This window comes from Grimontia hollisae CIP 101886, assembly GCF_000176515.1.
GTDB classification, from domain to species: Bacteria; Pseudomonadota; Gammaproteobacteria; order Enterobacterales; family Vibrionaceae; genus Enterovibrio; species Enterovibrio hollisae.
In genome coordinates, this window is record NZ_ADAQ01000012.1 from 1 (window position 1) to 16,601 (window position 16,601).

14 protein-coding genes and 2 pseudogenes are annotated in these 16,601 nt (G+C 47.2%); 12 read left to right on the forward strand and 4 right to left on the reverse strand.

Features of this window, described 5'->3' with window-relative positions; genetic code table 11:
- Positions 1-661: IS66 family transposase (tnpC, locus tag VHA_RS11105; RefSeq protein ID WP_040528793.1), on the forward strand; the 661-nt coding region annotated here is incomplete at its 5' end.
- A 28-nt stretch (positions 662-689) separates the two neighbouring features.
- Here the strand turns inward: tnpC and VHA_RS18680 are convergent.
- From VHA_RS18680 to VHA_RS11125, 3 genes and pseudogenes are all read right to left on the reverse strand, one after another.
- A pseudogene (locus VHA_RS18680) lies at positions 690-1,177 on the reverse strand (transposase); the annotation flags it as partial.
- Between the two features lie 516 nt (positions 1,178-1,693).
- Complete coding sequence (locus tag VHA_RS11120) at positions 1,694-2,911, reverse strand: EAL domain-containing response regulator (RefSeq protein ID WP_040528795.1); 1,218 nt, start codon at positions 2,909-2,911, stop codon at positions 1,694-1,696.
- 800 nt (positions 2,912-3,711) lie between these two features.
- Positions 3,712-4,983 (reverse strand): HD-GYP domain-containing protein, encoded by a 1,272-nt coding sequence (locus VHA_RS11125; RefSeq protein ID WP_005504297.1) that lies wholly within the window; start codon positions 4,981-4,983, stop codon positions 3,712-3,714.
- Between the two features lie 492 nt (positions 4,984-5,475).
- On the opposite strand from VHA_RS11125, the gene VHA_RS19140 reads away from it, so the two are divergent.
- The 8 genes and pseudogenes from VHA_RS19140 (at position 5,476) to VHA_RS11160 (ending at position 12,235) form a co-directional block, all read left to right on the forward strand.
- The gene (locus tag VHA_RS19140) at positions 5,476-5,829 is read left to right on the forward strand and encodes an exo-alpha-sialidase (RefSeq protein WP_226926505.1); all 354 of its coding nucleotides are present in this window, start codon (positions 5,476-5,478) and stop codon (positions 5,827-5,829) included.
- A gap of 385 nt (positions 5,830-6,214) precedes the next feature.
- Positions 6,215-7,204 carry a porin gene (locus tag VHA_RS18450; protein WP_005504301.1) on the forward strand — a complete coding sequence of 330 codons (990 nt, stop codon included), beginning with the start codon at positions 6,215-6,217 and terminating at the stop codon, positions 7,202-7,204.
- 63 nt (positions 7,205-7,267) lie between these two features.
- A complete protein-coding gene (gene ushA / locus VHA_RS11140) occupies positions 7,268-8,917 on the forward strand; it encodes a bifunctional UDP-sugar hydrolase/5'-nucleotidase UshA (RefSeq protein WP_040528800.1) in 1,650 nt (549 codons plus the stop codon).
- Positions 8,918-9,112: 195 nt separating this feature from the next.
- Positions 9,113-9,253 (forward strand): annotated as a pseudogene (locus VHA_RS18890) (C4-dicarboxylate ABC transporter permease); the annotation flags it as partial.
- Positions 9,254-9,310: 57 nt separating this feature from the next.
- Positions 9,311-10,051 carry a 5-oxoprolinase subunit PxpA gene (locus VHA_RS11145; protein ID WP_005504313.1) on the forward strand — a complete coding sequence of 247 codons (741 nt, stop codon included), beginning with the start codon at positions 9,311-9,313 and terminating at the stop codon, positions 10,049-10,051.
- Positions 10,038-10,724, forward strand: coding sequence for a 5-oxoprolinase subunit PxpB (pxpB, locus tag VHA_RS11150; RefSeq protein ID WP_005504315.1), 687 nt, complete (start codon positions 10,038-10,040; stop codon positions 10,722-10,724). The genes VHA_RS11145 and pxpB overlap by 14 nt, the downstream gene beginning before the upstream one ends.
- Positions 10,725-10,737: 13 nt before the next feature.
- Complete coding sequence (locus tag VHA_RS11155; protein WP_005504320.1) at positions 10,738-11,658, forward strand: 5-oxoprolinase subunit C family protein; 921 nt, start codon at positions 10,738-10,740, stop codon at positions 11,656-11,658.
- A 76-nt stretch (positions 11,659-11,734) separates the two neighbouring features.
- Entirely contained in the window at positions 11,735-12,235 is a 501-nt protein-coding gene (locus VHA_RS11160) for a GNAT family N-acetyltransferase (protein ID WP_040528803.1), read from the forward strand.
- A 174-nt stretch (positions 12,236-12,409) separates the two neighbouring features.
- Here VHA_RS11160 and VHA_RS11165 read toward each other — a convergent pair whose 3' ends face one another.
- The gene (locus VHA_RS11165; RefSeq protein WP_005504322.1) at positions 12,410-13,852 is read right to left on the reverse strand and encodes a glyceraldehyde-3-phosphate dehydrogenase; all 1,443 of its coding nucleotides are present in this window, start codon (positions 13,850-13,852) and stop codon (positions 12,410-12,412) included.
- A gap of 514 nt (positions 13,853-14,366) precedes the next feature.
- Here VHA_RS11165 and ectA point away from each other — a divergent pair.
- From ectA to VHA_RS11180, 3 genes are read left to right on the forward strand one after another with little or no spacing between them, the layout of a single operon-like run.
- Positions 14,367-14,912 (forward strand): diaminobutyrate acetyltransferase, encoded by a 546-nt coding sequence (ectA, locus tag VHA_RS11170; RefSeq protein WP_005504323.1) that lies wholly within the window; start codon positions 14,367-14,369, stop codon positions 14,910-14,912.
- A 21-nt stretch (positions 14,913-14,933) separates the two neighbouring features.
- Positions 14,934-16,199: a diaminobutyrate--2-oxoglutarate transaminase gene (ectB, locus tag VHA_RS11175; protein WP_040528805.1), complete on the forward strand. Its 1,266-nt coding sequence runs from the start codon at positions 14,934-14,936 to the stop codon at positions 16,197-16,199.
- Between the two features lie 14 nt (positions 16,200-16,213).
- Positions 16,214-16,600 carry an ectoine synthase gene (locus VHA_RS11180; RefSeq protein ID WP_005504330.1) on the forward strand — a complete coding sequence of 129 codons (387 nt, stop codon included), beginning with the start codon at positions 16,214-16,216 and terminating at the stop codon, positions 16,598-16,600.
- Position 16,601: the final 1 nt, after the last annotated feature.

Below are 16,601 nucleotides of genomic sequence, written 5' to 3' on the forward strand. Positions count from 1 at the left end.
AGGCGCATGTGTGCGTGAGTTCCTCGGTGATTACCACGGTTATCTGTTGTCCGATGGTTACAGTGCGTATGACACCGTAGACGGTGTCACTCAAGCGGCGTGCATGGCGCATGTGCGCCGAAAATTCACTGATGCCCAAAAGGCATCCCCGTCGAAAAAGGCGGGAAAGCCCGAAAAAGCCTTAGCCTTTATCGCCAAACTGTACGGGATAGAGAAGCGAGCCAAAGACCTGTCGGCACAAGCGCGCCAACAGATGAGGATGCAAGAAAGCCTGCCCATCCTGAATGACTTTAAAGCGTGGCTGGATAGCCTGAGTGTGTTGCCGAAAGGGGCACTAGGCCAGGCTATCACCTACACCAAGAATCAGTGGCCCAAACTGCTGACCTACCTGGAAGATGGACATATCAGCATCGACAACAATGTGACAGAGCGGGATATCCGTCCGTTCACGACGGGGCGAAAAAACTGGATGTTCTCAACGTCAGTCGGTGGCGCGAAAGCCAGTGCCAATCTGTATAGCTTGGTGATGACGTGTCGTGCGAATGATATCAATCCTTACTATTACTTCCGGCACCTGTTCACGGAGTTGCCAAAGCGTTCACTCGCCGATGATATGTCGGATCTGATGCCGTGGAATGTTGATCTGAGTAGCGTTGACTGAGGCTTCACTGGTTTACTTACCGCTTACCGTGCCCCCAACGTTTAAGGACTTTGAAGAGCTTTCCAAAACCATACGCAGGGTAACGTTCTACCGCTTCCTGCAGCTTGGCAATGACTTCATCATCACGATGCGGGTCAGGACGATACCGATACACTGAATCACTGATGCCAACCACGCGGCAGGCCATCCTTAAGCTGGCCTGAAAGTGTTGCCGAACGTATTCCACAAGTTCACGTTTAACCGCTGGCGTTACAGCTTTTTTTCTAAGATATCTTTGACAATACGATGCTCGAGGCTGAGATCTGCAAACATCTGTTTGAGCCTTCGGTTTTCGTCTTCTAGCTCTTTCAGTCGTTTAACATCAGAAGCTTCCATGCCGCCGTACTTGGATTTCCAGTTGTAGTAAGTTGCATCGGAAATGCCGTATTCACGGCAGACTTCGTTCACTTTTCGACCCGCTTCCACTTCTTTGAGGATCTTGACGATTTGCGATTCCGTGTAGCGTGATTTTTTCATCAGACGTTCTCCGTTCGTTTCAGTGTAAACGGAAAAACTCTAATTGCTAATGACCCGCTTTTCGGGGAGGGTTACATATACCCATCCATTGCTTTATAAAATATAAAGTTAGTGATTACTGGAATGAGATTATATAAGCAATAATATTGTTGTGGCGGTACTATAGTACTACAATCTTAATTTAAGATATCATTTGCCATGGCAATGAGTTAGATTTCCTTATTTAATAGATAGATATTTAAAGAATAAACTGAAAAATTGCGTGTGTAGGAAATTAACCTTACATACTAATAAACCAAACTTTAGTCCTTTATCTAAAGGCACATCTTAGGCAAACTCCCTATCAACATTGTTATTGATATTTCACCATTAGCACAAAATCTCATTATTAAACACAGTCGGGTAAACCGGTTTGCTAAAAGCGGCAGTATTACGGAGAAAAACGTAGGGAGAGCTGAAGAGATGAGGCAAAAATCAAGAAAACCCGGTGAGCTATATTCACTGGGTTTTCCTTGATCAGGGTTTAATATGCGCCTCAGCCTCACATCGCGAGAGCCAGGTTTGATACCAACTCTTAAGCTCATGAATAGGCTTCGGACGGCATATCAAGAAACCCTGGACTAACATCGACGGATAATTTGACATGATATAATCAAGTTCTTCCTGAAGTTCAACCCCTTCAGCCACCACTTTGCAATCAGATGTTACCGAGAAGTCTGTCAGTGAGCGAACAATTGCCTGACCAAAATGATCGAGATGAATCTGACTGATAAGAGAACGATCTACTTTCACCTCTGTGAAGGGCAAATGACGGAGCAGGCGGAAGTTGGCAAACCCGGTGCCAAAATCATCAAGAGACACACCAAAACCCTGCATCCTTAACCGATTCAAGGACTCTAGCTGCTCGGGAGAACTAAGTGCTGATTCTTCGGTAATTTCCAGTGTAATGCGGGTTTGGAGGATATTCTTCGCTTTGAATAACGCATCCAACCTATTTGGAATACTGAGATCGTCCAACTGTTGCGCAGAAAGATTGATACTGACGGTCACCTCTTCTCCGAATATTCCGGAGAGCGTATCCATGTCTGCCGCTGTTTTTTCTGCAATGGTTGTCGTCAACAAATCAACCAATCCATGCTCTATTGCGGTACCCAAAAAGCAGTTTGGCAGAAAAACAACCGAACGTTGGGAATCATAAATCCGCGCCAATACTTCAACACTGTCAACCTTCCTGGTTCTCGGATTGACTTTAGGTTGATAATGAGGAACCACATTATCATCGATGATGTACTTGATCAGTTCATCACGTTTCATCTCAGCGTTTTGAGGACACTGGAATTCATTTTGCCTGGGCAACTTATTCAAAACGCTATCCAATGCATCCAACGTAATAGGTTTAGCAATGCTTCCCAGCAAGTACACCCACTGTAACTTGGCGATTTCCGCCGCGAGCTCTGTTACCCGGTTTTCAAGATCAGAGATAATGCAGACCCCCCCACGAAAGTTCATTTTCCCTAACTCACGGATCACACACATTCCGTCAATATCTGGCATGCCTAAATTAGTAAAAACGACGTCGAAGCAAGTTGGCTTATCGTTAATTTCTTTCAATGCCTTTTCGGGGCACGAAAAACAAGTCACCTTGTCATACCCTAGGCAACTCAGCATTTTTTTAATCAACAATAAGACAGACTTAGAATCATCTATAACTGCAACATGTTTAGTATTCTTCACTCTCCCCACCAACCCAATGTCCTATCAATGCTGAAAATAACGAATAGACTCACCCTTCTTAACTATGGCTTGCTATCTTTTTTAGTATTTGCCCGCCGTAGTCTCACCCTCTCCCGTTCACTTTTTGTTTTAATCGTAAAAAAGGGTTTAAAAACACGTTTACTCACTGAAAGCTTATTAATGATAGCGTCTTTTCCCTCCAAGATATTTCTATGACTTATTTATTATTAATAGAAAACATATCAGCTTTGCGCCAAGTGAATTACAAAAAAAATGTCTCAGTTTTGGTAATTGCAAGCTTTATTAATGCTATCTTTCTGTTTTAAATAAAAAATAATTAGTATATGCAAATAAACACACGCATCAAAATTTGTCATATAGTTTCATACAAGACCCATCATCTTATAAATGACTCAGACGTAGCATGGATATGATATTATATTCATATCCACTATGTGTTTTTATATAAAACGGATCTTCCAATCACTAAAAATAAACACCACCTGTAAAAACTTTTCACTTTTGATGTATGGGAATGCATTCAAATGTGCATGTGAAATACGATAAATAGATTTCATCAAATTACGTTTATCACGATACGCTAAAATTCATTTCACACGAATTCTTTGCATCTAAGAAAGATGGAAGGGCTCTCTTCTTAGACACTACTCATTTAAAATATTGGAACCAAGATCTTCCATTCGTGTATACCCAGCCAACTTGAAGATTCAGGATTCATCTATCTGATCGTGACTAACATGAAGGTAAAAAGAAGCTAGAAAGCAACGGAAGGGTTTTGGCTAATCACAAGCCAGTGATTCGCAAACTAAAAGATTGTCCAACGCACAGCTAAACACCTCGCCATCAATCTTACCCTGCAACACCATGTTAGACATGAACTGCAACTTCTTCTCCAGTGACATACGCTCACGGTAAGGTCGGTCTTGTGACAGGGCCTGAAAAATATCGCAGAAAGTAAGAATACGCGAGGGTAAATCCAGCTCATCCCCTTTTTTCTGGTAAGGGTAGCCCGAGCCGTCCAGAAACTCGTGGTGGTTTGCGGCCCATTCACAGATCTTGGAGTCAGGGAAAACTTTGTTCAACGCCAGTTCAGTATAAATGGCGTGACGCTTTATTTGGGCGAACTCATTAGCAGTGAGTTCCGAGGTTTTATTCAACAACTCATTCGGGGTTCTTAGCTTACCCACATCATGAACCAAACCAGATACATAAAGTAAATCACATGTTTGCGCTGACAAATTCATTCTTTCAGCAAGGAAGTAGACCAGGTTCGCGACGCGCAGTGAATGGTGGTAAGTAAATGGACTTTTGGCATCAACCCACCTGACAAGAAACATTGCCACTTCCGTCAGCTCAGTAATGGTGAGTGTTTGGTCATACCAGGGATCAGCATCAAAAGAGAGAGCAGTGGACTCAATATGTTCCACATCCATTTTGTACCAGAAACTATCCGTCGCGATGAGTTGGCACATGGCTTCAACAAAATCAGGCCGGAAAAGTGATCCGGCATACATCCGTAACCCTTGTTCAATCTCTTCTTTATGTAACGGAAGTAAATACTCGTCTCCCATCCCCACATGCCCCACATGCGTGGCGCGCAGAAAGTCTACCCTATCAGCCAAAAAGATCAGTGCTGCTATATCACGGTCATCGTTGTTCATCTCTAGTCTGGAAAGCAGTTCCCAAGGTGTGTGGTGATGACGGATAATCTGGGCAAACCCTCTAAGGATTGAGCATTCTATCAAGGCTTCATATCCACGATGACAATGCGCTTCAACGTCATCAGGTCGCATTTGTTTTAGCAGCATTTCATGCTCAGTTGATTTTGAGACACCACAGTCGTGAATAAGGCCCGCGAAAAAGCTCTTTTGAACTTTCTTTGCGTTCCATCTCATCGTATGTGCGCAGTTAGCACTGATATATGCGACACGATGGCTGTGATAACAGTCATCAATGCCAACATAGTTAAGCGCTTTTGCAAACAACAACAATGTGTGCCGCATATCAACGTTTAACGTGTCGAACTGATGCGCTGGCATCGTTCTAAACATAGATATCAATCCCAAAAATAAATGTAATCCATTGCCAAATCGCACTCTACATATAGGTTATTGTTTTGTCAGACTGGTTGTATCAAAAATAAAACAAAGTTCTCAGTTTGTCTCTCAAGCCTGCGCGATGTTGTGGTCTTTAAAGGCGGTGAAGGTGGCAGTAGCCATTACAGAATCCCCTCTATCGTCGTGGCAAAAGATAATTCTTTAGTCGCATTTGCGGAAGGGCGCGCATCCAGTGATGATCATGGACAAACGTGGTCAGTAACACCTTCAACATCTCAACTCAACAATGCGGCATCCCAAGTCTAGTCACTGCGCTGGAACGCACGCGTGGCTGAAGGAGCATGCAACGCACAGTACTTTGGTAATGGCCATACGCGCTATCTGGTAGATTTACGCGTCAATGGATCTGTCATCAAGCCCCCCTCAGAGCAAGGCTGAACAACAACCAGCGCCAGCAATGGCAGAGGAGACCCTGATTGGCGCAGCATTAATGCCGGTCCTGGGCAAGGGATTCAGCTATCCAGTGGCCGTCTAATCTTCCCGGCAATTGTCCTGGATGCCTTTACCCAGCTTTCTGTTGTCTCTATTTATAGCGATGATCATGGTGTGACATGGCACGCTGGTCAACAAACGCCAACATTCATGCTCGAACCCAGTGAGGCAGACATGGTGGAGCTTAATGATGGTCGAATACTGCTGTCGGCTCGGAATGACGGCGTAACCGGTATAGGCAATTTCAACCGATACCACTTTATCAGTTCAGATCAGGGACAAACCTGGAGCAAGATCGAAGAAGACAGGCACTCAACCAACTGTAAATCAGGCCGTAGATGTCGGTAATTCCTCCTCACCTGACAGAGCTCAAGATTGAATTTTTACTCATGTTTATAGCAAAGTAATTCACAAAAAGCCTCTCTTACCCTGTCCGACAAATAACCGCCAAACGCCGATATTGATTAGATAACAAACATAAAAAGCAATTCATGTTTATTTTGTGATATTAAGCCTACGTTCAACATTGTTTCAATATGTTGCATTTCATTAATCAAACATTTCAGTTGATCATATTGTGAACACGCAAAATAAAAGCGGAAACGTTTGCCTGTTAAATTAGTCGCAGAAAAATAAAAAATAATAAACAAATCAATAACTATCTCTTGTTTGAGAAAATTTACATGTCTACTGTTTTTAAGGCCAATGAGTGGTATCTATTTAAGGACAGAAAATGAATAAAACATTATTAGCAGTGGTTTTGTCTTCTCTGGTAGCAGGAACAGCCCAAGCAGCAACAATTTATAAAAACGATAACGGCGACAACATTAAAGCTTATGGTGGCGCAGAGGTGGGAGGTACTTTTGTCTCTGACACTGACAAGACACCGTTTGGCACAGATACAACCTATGTCGATCAGTCTTTTGCAACCATCGGTCTGAAAGGCCAAACTGGCAACTTCTACGGCAAGTTCGAAGTCGACGCAGAACGTGAAGATTGGACTGCCGACAACAATCTTCGTCTGGCCATTGACAAGATCATGGTGGGTTTCAAGTTTGCCGATCACCATGCACTGGAATTTGGCCGTACCGATACGGCATACGACAAAGTCGACTCTTTCGGTGACATGACCAACGAACTGGGCGCGGGCATTTCAGAAGCGGGCGATCAGGACAATACCATTCGCTACATTGGTAACTATGGCAGCATCAAGCTATCAGTATCCCACTCGCTGGAAGGTTGGGATGGTGAAACTGTTGATGGCGAGCCAGTGAAATACTCCTACAAAACTGACTCTCTGTATGGCGCAGTCACTAACGGCTATATCGGGTACTACGGCGATGACTTCACTGTGATCCTGGGTGGCGAAAAAGGCAAAGAAACCGAGATCTATTCTGCGCATGCTGAAATGGAGTTTGACAACTTCACCCTGGGCGGTCTGGTATTCGACCAAACCAAAAACTTCAATGGCGGCAAAGACAAAAACACCATCGGTGCAAACATTGGCGGCAAATACGCACTGAATAGCAAAACCAATCTGATCGCCACGTTCAACTATGAAGACACCAAAGGCGACGCGGATGCCAACATCTATGGCGTGTTCGGTGCTGATTACATGTACGCCAAAAACGTCAAACTGGCGGCCGAAATCGCAGCAGGTGACGTACTGGACAAGGGAGAATCTGGCGCGCTGATGTTTGTTAAAGCCTTCTACTGGTTCTAAGTCTCCACTTCCCTTACTTTTCGCCCTCATTTATGGGGGCGCTTTCCACGCGTTGAGGCAATCATGAAAAAAAGAAACCTTGCTTTGTCCCTGCTGGCGACCTCTGTGTTGGCTGGCTGTGCCACGAACACAGAACAAGCCCCATCATGGGTACAGGACAAATCCTACGACATCACCATCATCCACACCAACGACAACCACGGTAACTTCTGGCAGAACAGTAAAGGCGAGCTTGGTATGGCTGCCCGCGCGACACTGATCAAACAGATTCGTGAAGAAGTCGAGAACGAAGGCGGCGCTGTTCTGTTGCTGTCCGGTGGTGACATCAATACCGGCGTACCAGAATCTGATTTACAGGATGCAAAGCCTGACTTTCTTGGTATGAACATGATTGGCTACGACGCAATGGCCGTGGGCAACCATGAATTTGATAACCCGCTTGATGTGCTGGCCCAACAGGTAGAATGGGCGAATTTTCCCTTCCTGGCTGCCAACATCTATCAAGATGGTGAGCGCATGTTTGAACCCTACAAGATCTTCGACAAACAAGGCGTGAAGATTGCGGTAATTGGCCTGACGACTGAAGATACCGCGAAGATTGGTAACCCAGAGTTCATCTCTGAAATCACCTTTACCGATCCTAAAGAAGAAGCCAAAAAAGTGATTGCGGAACTGAAACGCGAACACAACCCTGATGTGATCATTGCTGCAACCCATATGGGTCATTACGTTAATGGTAACCATGGCTCCAACGCACCGGGTGATGTACTGCTGGCACGCTACCTCAACGAAGGCGATCTGGACATGATCGTGGGTGGACACTCGCAAGAACCCGTATGTATGGAAGCACCTAACAAACCGGCAGCGTTCAAACCGGGTGATGAGTGTAAGCCTGATGTACAGAACGGCACGACTATTGTACAGGCGCACGAATGGGGTAAGTATGTCGGCCGCGCTGACTTTACCTTTAAAAACGGCGAGTTCGAACTGCAATCTTATGAACTGATCCCGGTGAACCTGAAGAAGAAAGTAACCGTGGATGGCAAAAAAGTCCGCGTCTTTATTCAGGATGAAATTGCACAAGATCCCGAGGTGTACAACACCCTGAAACCGTATAAAGAAAAAGGTCAGGCTGCGCTGGAGATAGTGATTGGCAACATTAACGCTGATTTGGTGGGTGAACGTAACATTGTACGCAACAACCAAACCAACCTCGGTCGCTTGATTGCAGAGTCACACAAAGAGCGTGCGAAAGCAGACTTTGCCGTGATGAACTCAGGCGGTGTGCGTGCTTCCATCGAAGCCGGTGACGTTACCTATAAAGATGTGCTACGCGTGCAACCGTTTGCCAACATGGTGACTTACGTCGACATGACAGGTGAAGAAGTACAGCAATACCTGAATGTGGTGGGGACAAAAACCAAAGATTCCGGTGCCTATGTGCAGTTTGCCGGTGTCAGCATGACGGTGGAAGCAGACAAAGTTTCTGACGTAAAAATCAACGGCGTTACATTAGACCCAGCACAAACTTATCGCTTCACGGTGCCATCTTTTAATGCCGCCGGTGGCGATGGCTACCCGAAAATTACTGATCACCCTGCATTTGTGAATACCGGTTACGTTGATGCCGAAGTGCTGAAGGAGTTCATCCAGAATCACTCCCCTATCGACGTAACAGCGTTCGAACCAAACGGTGAGATCACCTACGAATAAAGAAAAGCCAGAGCCCGCTGAATAAAGCGGGTTCTTTTCATCACGGCAAAGAACCTCGTGGCCTATCCCAACATCCCAGAAATCACCTACGCGATTGAATCCTTTTGTTTTTGCTCTATCTTTTCAGGTACACGCAGTTTGTTACGCAGCCCATGAACCTGAAACGCATTGAAACTGACCCGGGCTTTACGTTTCCAGGCGCTAACCGGCAAAAACATTCTGTATGTCGCACGCGCCGCGTTTCCGTTTTTTATGATGATTCTTCTGGGATTAGTGTTGATCACCGTCTTCCCGGAAATCGTGACTTACCTGCCAACCACCATGAGTCAACGCTAACGGAAAAAAGATACGTCACTGCCTCCCAGAAGGCAGGACAACAAGGAGTAAGTTGAGATGAAATTAAACTGCGACATGGGAGAGAGCTTTGGCGCCTGGACCATGGGAAAAGACGCCGAGGTGATGCCATGCATAGACATGGCAAGCATAGCCTGTGGTTTTCATGCCTCCGATCCGGTCACCATGCAAAAGACGGTTGCTTTGGCATTGGAACAGGGTGTCACCATTGGCGCCCACCCCGGCTACCCAGATTTGATGGGATTTGGCCGCCGCCAATTTGACTGTACCGAACAGGAACTTTACGCCTGGCTTGGCTATCAAATCGGCGCACTGAAAGGCATCTGCCAGCAACAAAACACCGTAGTGAATTACGTAAAGCCTCACGGTGCCCTCTACAACACCATGATGAAAGACATGGCAGTGCTGGAAACAGTCATGCGCGCCGTGAAAGCCGCAGCGCCGGGCTGCCCCTTGGTGGTAATGGCTATTCCCAAGCGCCAGCCCATACTTGATATGGCTGCCGATATCGGTATAGACCTGATGTTCGAAGCCTTTTCTGACCGCGCATACGACGACGAAGGATTCCTTGTTGATCGCCGCATCGACGGGGCTGTACATGGCAGCGCAAATGCCATTATCGAGCAGGTTCAACAAATCATTGAACAAGGAACGGTGACGACGTTAAGTGGTAAAACCCTCAAGATTGAGGCAGATACACTTTGCATCCACGGCGACGGCCCCCATGCCTCCGCTGTCGCCAACGCCCTGACACAATGGAGGGCAAATGGCGCGGATTGAATCAGTGAATGAGCAGACGCTGATTGTGTACTTTGGCGACAACATTGATGAAACGGTTGCTGCGGACGTGAACCGTGCCATCTTTCAGGTCAGGGAAAGTCTCGGCGATTTGGTCACCGATATGATCCCCTCTTACAACTCTATGTTGGTTGGGTTTGATTTAAACCGCACTGATCGTTTTGACATCATCAAACGCATCCGTCTGTCATTGGCATCAACCACCAGCGAAATCAATGACCGCAGCGACAATCAGGTCGTCGAGATCCCCGTTTATTACGGCGAGGAAGTCGCGCTGGATATGCCAGACGTCTGCGAAAAAACTGGCCTCGACAGCGCATCCGTCATCAAGCTCCATAGCCAGCGGGAATACCGTGTGTATGCCATCGGCTTTAGCCCGGGGTTTGCCTACCTTGGCAGTCTGGATGACGCCATTGTCGTTCCGCGTAAATCCACGCCACGGCTGAAAGTACCAACCGGAAGCGTAGGGCTGGCAGATAACCAGACGGCAATTTACCCAAGCAGCACACCGGGAGGCTGGCAAATCATCGGCCGTACGCCACTCAATATGGTGGACTGGGACAGCGATTCATTGGCCAAAGTGAATGTCGGCAATCGGGTGAAATTTTGTCCTATAGACCGGGAGGAGTTTTTGAAACAAGGTGGTGTGTTATGAATGGGAGCGTGCGATGAGTTTTAACGTCGTGAACCCCGGCATGCTTACCCTGCTGCAAGACAGCGGTCGCGTGGGTTTCCAGCATTTAGGCATTACCACCGGTGGCCCGATGGATGAACATGCGTTTTACTGGGCAAACCGGCTATTGGGAAACAGCCCGGATGCCGCGCAGCTGGAAATCACTTTTGGCCAACTCCAGCTAAGGGCAAACGCCAACACAACCATTGCCCTGACCGGTGCCGATCTGTCCGCGACCCTGAACGATAGTGCCCTGAAACCATGGCGAACCTACGCCATCAAACCGGGTGATGAACTGGCGTTTGGTTCACCGAAAACCGGACTACGGGCGTATCTTGCCGTCACCGGAGGCTTTGACTGTGCGCCAAAACTCGGCAGCTGTGCCACCGTGAAACGCGAGCAGTTGGGCGGCTTAACCGGAAAAGGTGACCCGCTGGCAGCAGGCGATATCCTTCCTTTCACCGCGACGTCGGTGTTCAGTGAACAGCGCACACCAACGTGGGCCATTCCAGATTACGATGCGCCGCTGGCGCTTGGGGTTATTGCCGCGTACCAGAATGCGTCATTCGGCCACAGCGAACAAATGACGTTTTTCACCAGCAGGTATGAAGTCAGCCAGAATATCGACCGCATGGGCTACCGTTTATCCGGTGCGCCGGTAACAAGCCGTCTGGATGGCATTATCTCTGAAGGAATCGCGTTTGGCGCTATCCAGATCCCGAGTGACGGCCAGCCAATCGTGCTGATGAAAGACAGGCAGACCATTGGCGGTTACCCCAAAATTGGCTGTTTAAGCAGCTTAGGGGCAGGGCAGCTTTCCCAGCGCCAACCGGGACAGGTTGTCACCTTCTCACCCATGGATATTGCCGATGCGGAAGTCGAGAGAAGGCTTTTTAACCGGGTAATATTCGGGTAATTCTTGTGGCGGGCGTACCTGTTTTTCGTTACGCTTCGCCATCATTTTTGCTTGTTTAAACGCCATAGAAACCACAATGAACCTAACAATAAGAACTGCGTTGGACTCAGATGCAAGACGCATCACCGATATCATCAACCCCATCATTCGAAGTGGCCGCTATATTCTTCTCGACTCTCTTTTTTCAGTGTCAGATCAAAGCTTTCTTATCCAGTATTTCCCGGTAAATGGGGTGTTTCTGGTCGCGGAAGAGAAAGACACCAAAGAGATTGTCGGCTATCAAACCGTTGAACCATTTGCCAACTACTCCCGAGCATTGGATCACGTCGGCATCGTCAACACCTATGTCGCAAAGCAATATCACCGTCAGGGCATTGCAACGGCGCTGTTTTCCACCATGCTGGATATCGCCCGGTCACGCGGGTTTGAAAAACTGGTTGCACAGGTTCGCGCTGACAATGATGCCGCACTGCAAACCTACACAAAGCAGGGGTTTGAGGTATCAGGCCGGGCCAAGAAACAGGCTAAGATCGGCGAAAACTACATTGATGAAATCACAATGGAACGGTTTTTATAACCAACGACGCCCACTGCACGTTGTTTTTAAAGGTGCTCTAGTGAGCACCTTCATCCAAAGAAGCACGACTAAACAGTACCCTTCACCCCTACTGTTGTGATGTAAACGATGGCAATCGCGATTGCTTATACATCCGGGCGAAGTGAACACATCGCTGCTTACCTTGTCCCCAACCTACTGGTGCAAGGGTGGGATCACGGCGTATTGGACGCCTGCCATCTGCTCAATACAGTGGATGACCTGACAACTGTAACCAAACTCGTTGTCATACCAAATGTAGAGTACGCAACGGTTCCCGTCTGCAATGGTCGCTTCACTGTCCACCACCCCCGCATAACGGGAGCCAACGATGTCTGAAGAGACAATCTCGGTAGACTGGGTGTAGTCAATCTGACCGGACAGCGGAGACATCAATGCGGTTTCGCGCAGATACGCGTTGAGCGACTCGCGGTCTACGGCTTTGCCCAGATTGAGGTTGGCAATCGCCATCGACACATTCGGCGTTGGTACACGAATCGCGTTTCCGGTCAGCTTACCTTTCAGCGCTGGTAGTGCCTTGGCAACGGCTTTAGCAGCACCGGTCGAGGTCAGGACCATATTCAGGGACGCAGCACGGCCACGACGATCACCACTGTGGAAATTATCAATCAGGTTCTGATCATTGGTAAACGAGTGAACCGTTTCGATGTGCCCCGACTCTACGCCATAGCGATCATGCATCGCTTTCAGCACTGGCGTGATAGCATTGGTGGTACAACTCGCCGCAGACACAATGGTGTCGCTGTCTTCAATGTCACCATGGTTAACGCCAAAGACGATGTTTTTAATGTCACCCTTGCCAGGCGCTGTCAGCAGCACTTTCGCCGCGCCTTTCGCCGTCAGGTGGTTGCTCAGGCCATCAACATCACGCCACATGCCGGTGTTATCGACCACTACCGCGTTTTTAATGCCGTACGCTTCGTAGTCCACGTCAGAAGGATGGTTCGCATAAATAATCTGAATGTAATTACCATTCACGATCAGGGCGTTACGGGCGTGGTCAACCAGAATTGAACCATTAAAAGGCCCGTGAACAGAATCACGACGCAGCAAGCTGGCGCGTTTTTCCAAGTCGCCATCTTTGCCGCCACGTACAACAATCGCCCGGAGTCGCAACGGGTATCCCGGTCCGCTTTTTTCTATCATCAAGCGTGTGACCAGACGGCCGATTCTGCCAAAGCCATACAACACGATATCTCTGGGCTCCTTAAGACTCGTGGATAGCGGCAGGTCAGCGATTGCTGTTTTTAGGAAATCATCAAGTTGAGCAAGGTCATCATGATCACGCCAGTAGAGCTCAGCCAGTCTACCCAGATCAATACGGCATGCGGAAAGCGGTAATTCAGACAATGCTTCTAGAATAGGAAGGGTAAGTGCAGTGGTTATTTCCTGACCGGTATACCAGCGCGCTACTCGGTGGGATTTCAGTAAATCAATGGTACTTGCATTGATAACAGCCCGGCCATAAATCTGGATTTCCACACCCTTTTCACGGTACAGCTTACTGATCAGGGGAGACATGGTTTCTGCGTCGGATTGACTCTTTTGCCATTGGGTAAGGTGTTGTTCAGGACTCATTGTGACTTTCTGTGCCTTTTTGAGGGTTAGAGTATAAAAATGCTGTTAATGATTATTTTTATTATTTTGGCGCTGAGTCTAATGGCTTGATGATTATTAACCTAGGAAAATTAAGTCTCAATGAATTCAAATAAGTTTCAATCAGTTAGCATTATTCGTGTAGATAATTTACGTCTCTAATCCACTTCTTTTTTATTAGCCTCAAAATATGATTGAAAGTTTACAACGTGAAACGTTCAAAAACACAGCTTAAAACTTCTTAATACGATACGTTAAATAAGTTGAACCACTTGCGCTTAAGCCTGATCACACGTTGCATTAAGGTGAACATTTATTGACACATTAATTACACCTCTAAATATATGTGTTTTGATTTGATTTTTTATCATCGCCTTAAAACATCATGATATAGACACAAACTCACTCATCCCCAACATGGCCTTGATAAAAAATCCACAGCATGTATCATTTAAGCGGACTAAATACTTAGGCCACTAAAGGATAAGTAATCAACATGAGCACCGAGACGATTAACCAATACGCAACGTTAAAACGTTTAAGGACGGATCAAGATGCATGGGTGTTTCGTACACCGAGGATGGATGATGGCATCAAGATCCATAACCTGATCGCCCATTGCCCGCCACTCGATGAAAACTCTTCGTACTGCAATTTCCTTCAATCATCCCACTTCAATAACACCTGCGTTCTCGCAGAATTCAACGGTAAAGTTGCTGGGTTTATTTCCGGTTATCGCAAGCCGGATGCCCCCAACCACCTGTTTGTCTGGCAAGTTGCCGTCGCCCCCGACATGCGTGGTCTGGGCCTCGCCTATCAAATGCTGCAAGAGCTCTTGATGCGCGAGCATCTTCAGGAAATCACCGCAGTAGAAACAACCATCACTGAATCAAACGAAGGCTCCTGGCGTCTGTTTAAGAAGCTGGATGCTGCCAATGGCAAGCAAGGATCAGTAAGCGTGTTTCTCGACGAGGAACAACATTTCAAAGGTCGACACGATACGGAATACCTGTATCACATCCCTTTGAAAAACAAACATTAATAGAAATAGAACGGAATCCTCATGGACATTTTTAACAAGCAAGAGTCAAACGTTAGATCATATTGTAATAACTTTCCGGTGGTATTCACTTCAGCGAAAGGTTGTTGGTTAACCACTGAAGCAGGAGAACGCTACATCGACTTCCTTGCTGGTGCAGGCTCACTTAACTATGGCCACAATAATCCAGTTCTGAAGAAAGCGTTGATGGACTATATCGACAGCGATGGCATTACCCACGGCCTCGATATGTTTACTGACGCAAAAGCCGCTTTTCTAACCGCACTCCGTAATCACATCTTCGCGCCACGAAATCTTGATTACAAAGTGCAGTTCACAGGACCTACCGGCACCAACGCGGTTGAAGCAGCGATGAAGCTTGCACGCAAAGTGACGGGCCGTACCAATATCATCACGTTTACTAATGGCTTCCACGGTTGCACCATGGGTGCATTAACGGCTACCGGTAATCAACACCACCGTGGCGGTGCCGGCATGCCGTTGTTTGGTACATCACGCATTCCTTATGAAGGCTATGCCGACGTTGATGGCCTAGCCCTGTTTGAAACCATGCTGAATGATAACTCCAGTGGTCTGGATAAACCGGCTGCAGTGCTACTGGAAACCCTGCAAGGTGAAGGTGGCCTGAACGTGGCGTCCAATGCGTGGCTGCAAAAACTGAGCAAAATATGTAAAGCCCACGGTATTTTGCTGATTGTTGATGATATCCAGGCTGGTTGTGGCCGTACTGGCACTTTCTTCAGTTTTGAACCTTCAGGCATCAAACCGGACATGGTCACCCTGTCGAAATCTATCAGTGGTTATGGGCTACCAATGGCACTGGTACTACTGAAGCCTGAACTGGATAAGTGGTCACCCGGCGAGCATAACGGTACGTTTCGTGGTAACAACCATGCTTTTATCACTGCAACAAAAGCCATTGAAAGCTACTGGCAAAATAGTGAGTTCGAAAGCCATATTGCTGAACGCAGCCGTCAGGTAACAAAAACCATTGACCGCTCACTCACGCGGCTGTCTTCACTGTTCGTCCGTGCCAAAGGCCGCGGCATGATGCAGGGTATTGAGTGTAAAAACGGTGACATCGCCAGTGCCATTTCGCGCCGTTGTTTCGAGAAAGGCATGATCATCGAAACCGCAGGTCCAGATGATGAAGTGGTAAAGTTTTTCTGCCCACTGACCATTAGCGAATCTGAGCTGGAGCAAGGCTTGCAGATTTTTGAAAAAGCGGCACAAGACGTTGCCAACACACTGACCCGTAAAGCGTCATAAGGAAAGAAAGAACCATGATCGTAAGAACTCTGGAAGCGTGTAAAAACAGTGAACGCCGCGTCGTTGCCGAGACATGGGAAAGCGTTCGCATGTTGCTGAAAGATGACCAAATGGGCTTTTCGTTCCATATCACCACCATCTTTAAAGGCACTGAAACCCATATCCATTACAAAAACCATTTGGAGTCGGTGTACTGCATGTCCGGTGAAGGTGAGATTGAAGTAGTAGGCGGTGAAACCTACCCCATCAAACCCGGCACACTGTATATCCTCGACAAGCACGACGAGCATTACCTGCGTGCATACAAAGGTGCCGACATGGTGATGGCTTGCGTGTTTAACCCGCCGATCACAGGCCAGGAAACCCATGACGAAAATGGCGTATACCCATTGGTAGATTGAT

What these genes read in the sequence shown, in the direction of transcription:
- pxpB (WP_005504315.1), top strand. Translation starts at nt 10,038, where the DNA reads ATGGCGCGGATTGAATCAGTGAATGAGCAGACGCTGATTGTGTACTTT.
- VHA_RS11145 (WP_005504313.1), top strand. Translation starts at nt 9,311, where the DNA reads ATGAAATTAAACTGCGACATGGGAGAGAGCTTTGGCGCCTGGACCATG.
- VHA_RS11125 (WP_005504297.1), bottom strand. Translation starts at nt 4,983, where the DNA reads ATGTTTAGAACGATGCCAGCGCATCAGTTCGACACGTTAAACGTTGAT.
- ushA (WP_040528800.1), top strand. Translation starts at nt 7,268, where the DNA reads ATGAAAAAAAGAAACCTTGCTTTGTCCCTGCTGGCGACCTCTGTGTTG.
- ectB (WP_040528805.1), top strand. Translation starts at nt 14,934, where the DNA reads ATGGACATTTTTAACAAGCAAGAGTCAAACGTTAGATCATATTGTAAT.
- ectA (WP_005504323.1), top strand. Translation starts at nt 14,367, where the DNA reads ATGAGCACCGAGACGATTAACCAATACGCAACGTTAAAACGTTTAAGG.
- VHA_RS11165 (WP_005504322.1), bottom strand. Translation starts at nt 13,852, where the DNA reads ATGAGTCCTGAACAACACCTTACCCAATGGCAAAAGAGTCAATCCGAC.
- VHA_RS18450 (WP_005504301.1), top strand. Translation starts at nt 6,215, where the DNA reads ATGAATAAAACATTATTAGCAGTGGTTTTGTCTTCTCTGGTAGCAGGA.
- VHA_RS11155 (WP_005504320.1), top strand. Translation starts at nt 10,738, where the DNA reads ATGAGTTTTAACGTCGTGAACCCCGGCATGCTTACCCTGCTGCAAGAC.
- VHA_RS11180 (WP_005504330.1), top strand. Translation starts at nt 16,214, where the DNA reads ATGATCGTAAGAACTCTGGAAGCGTGTAAAAACAGTGAACGCCGCGTC.
- VHA_RS11160 (WP_040528803.1), top strand. Translation starts at nt 11,735, where the DNA reads ATGAACCTAACAATAAGAACTGCGTTGGACTCAGATGCAAGACGCATC.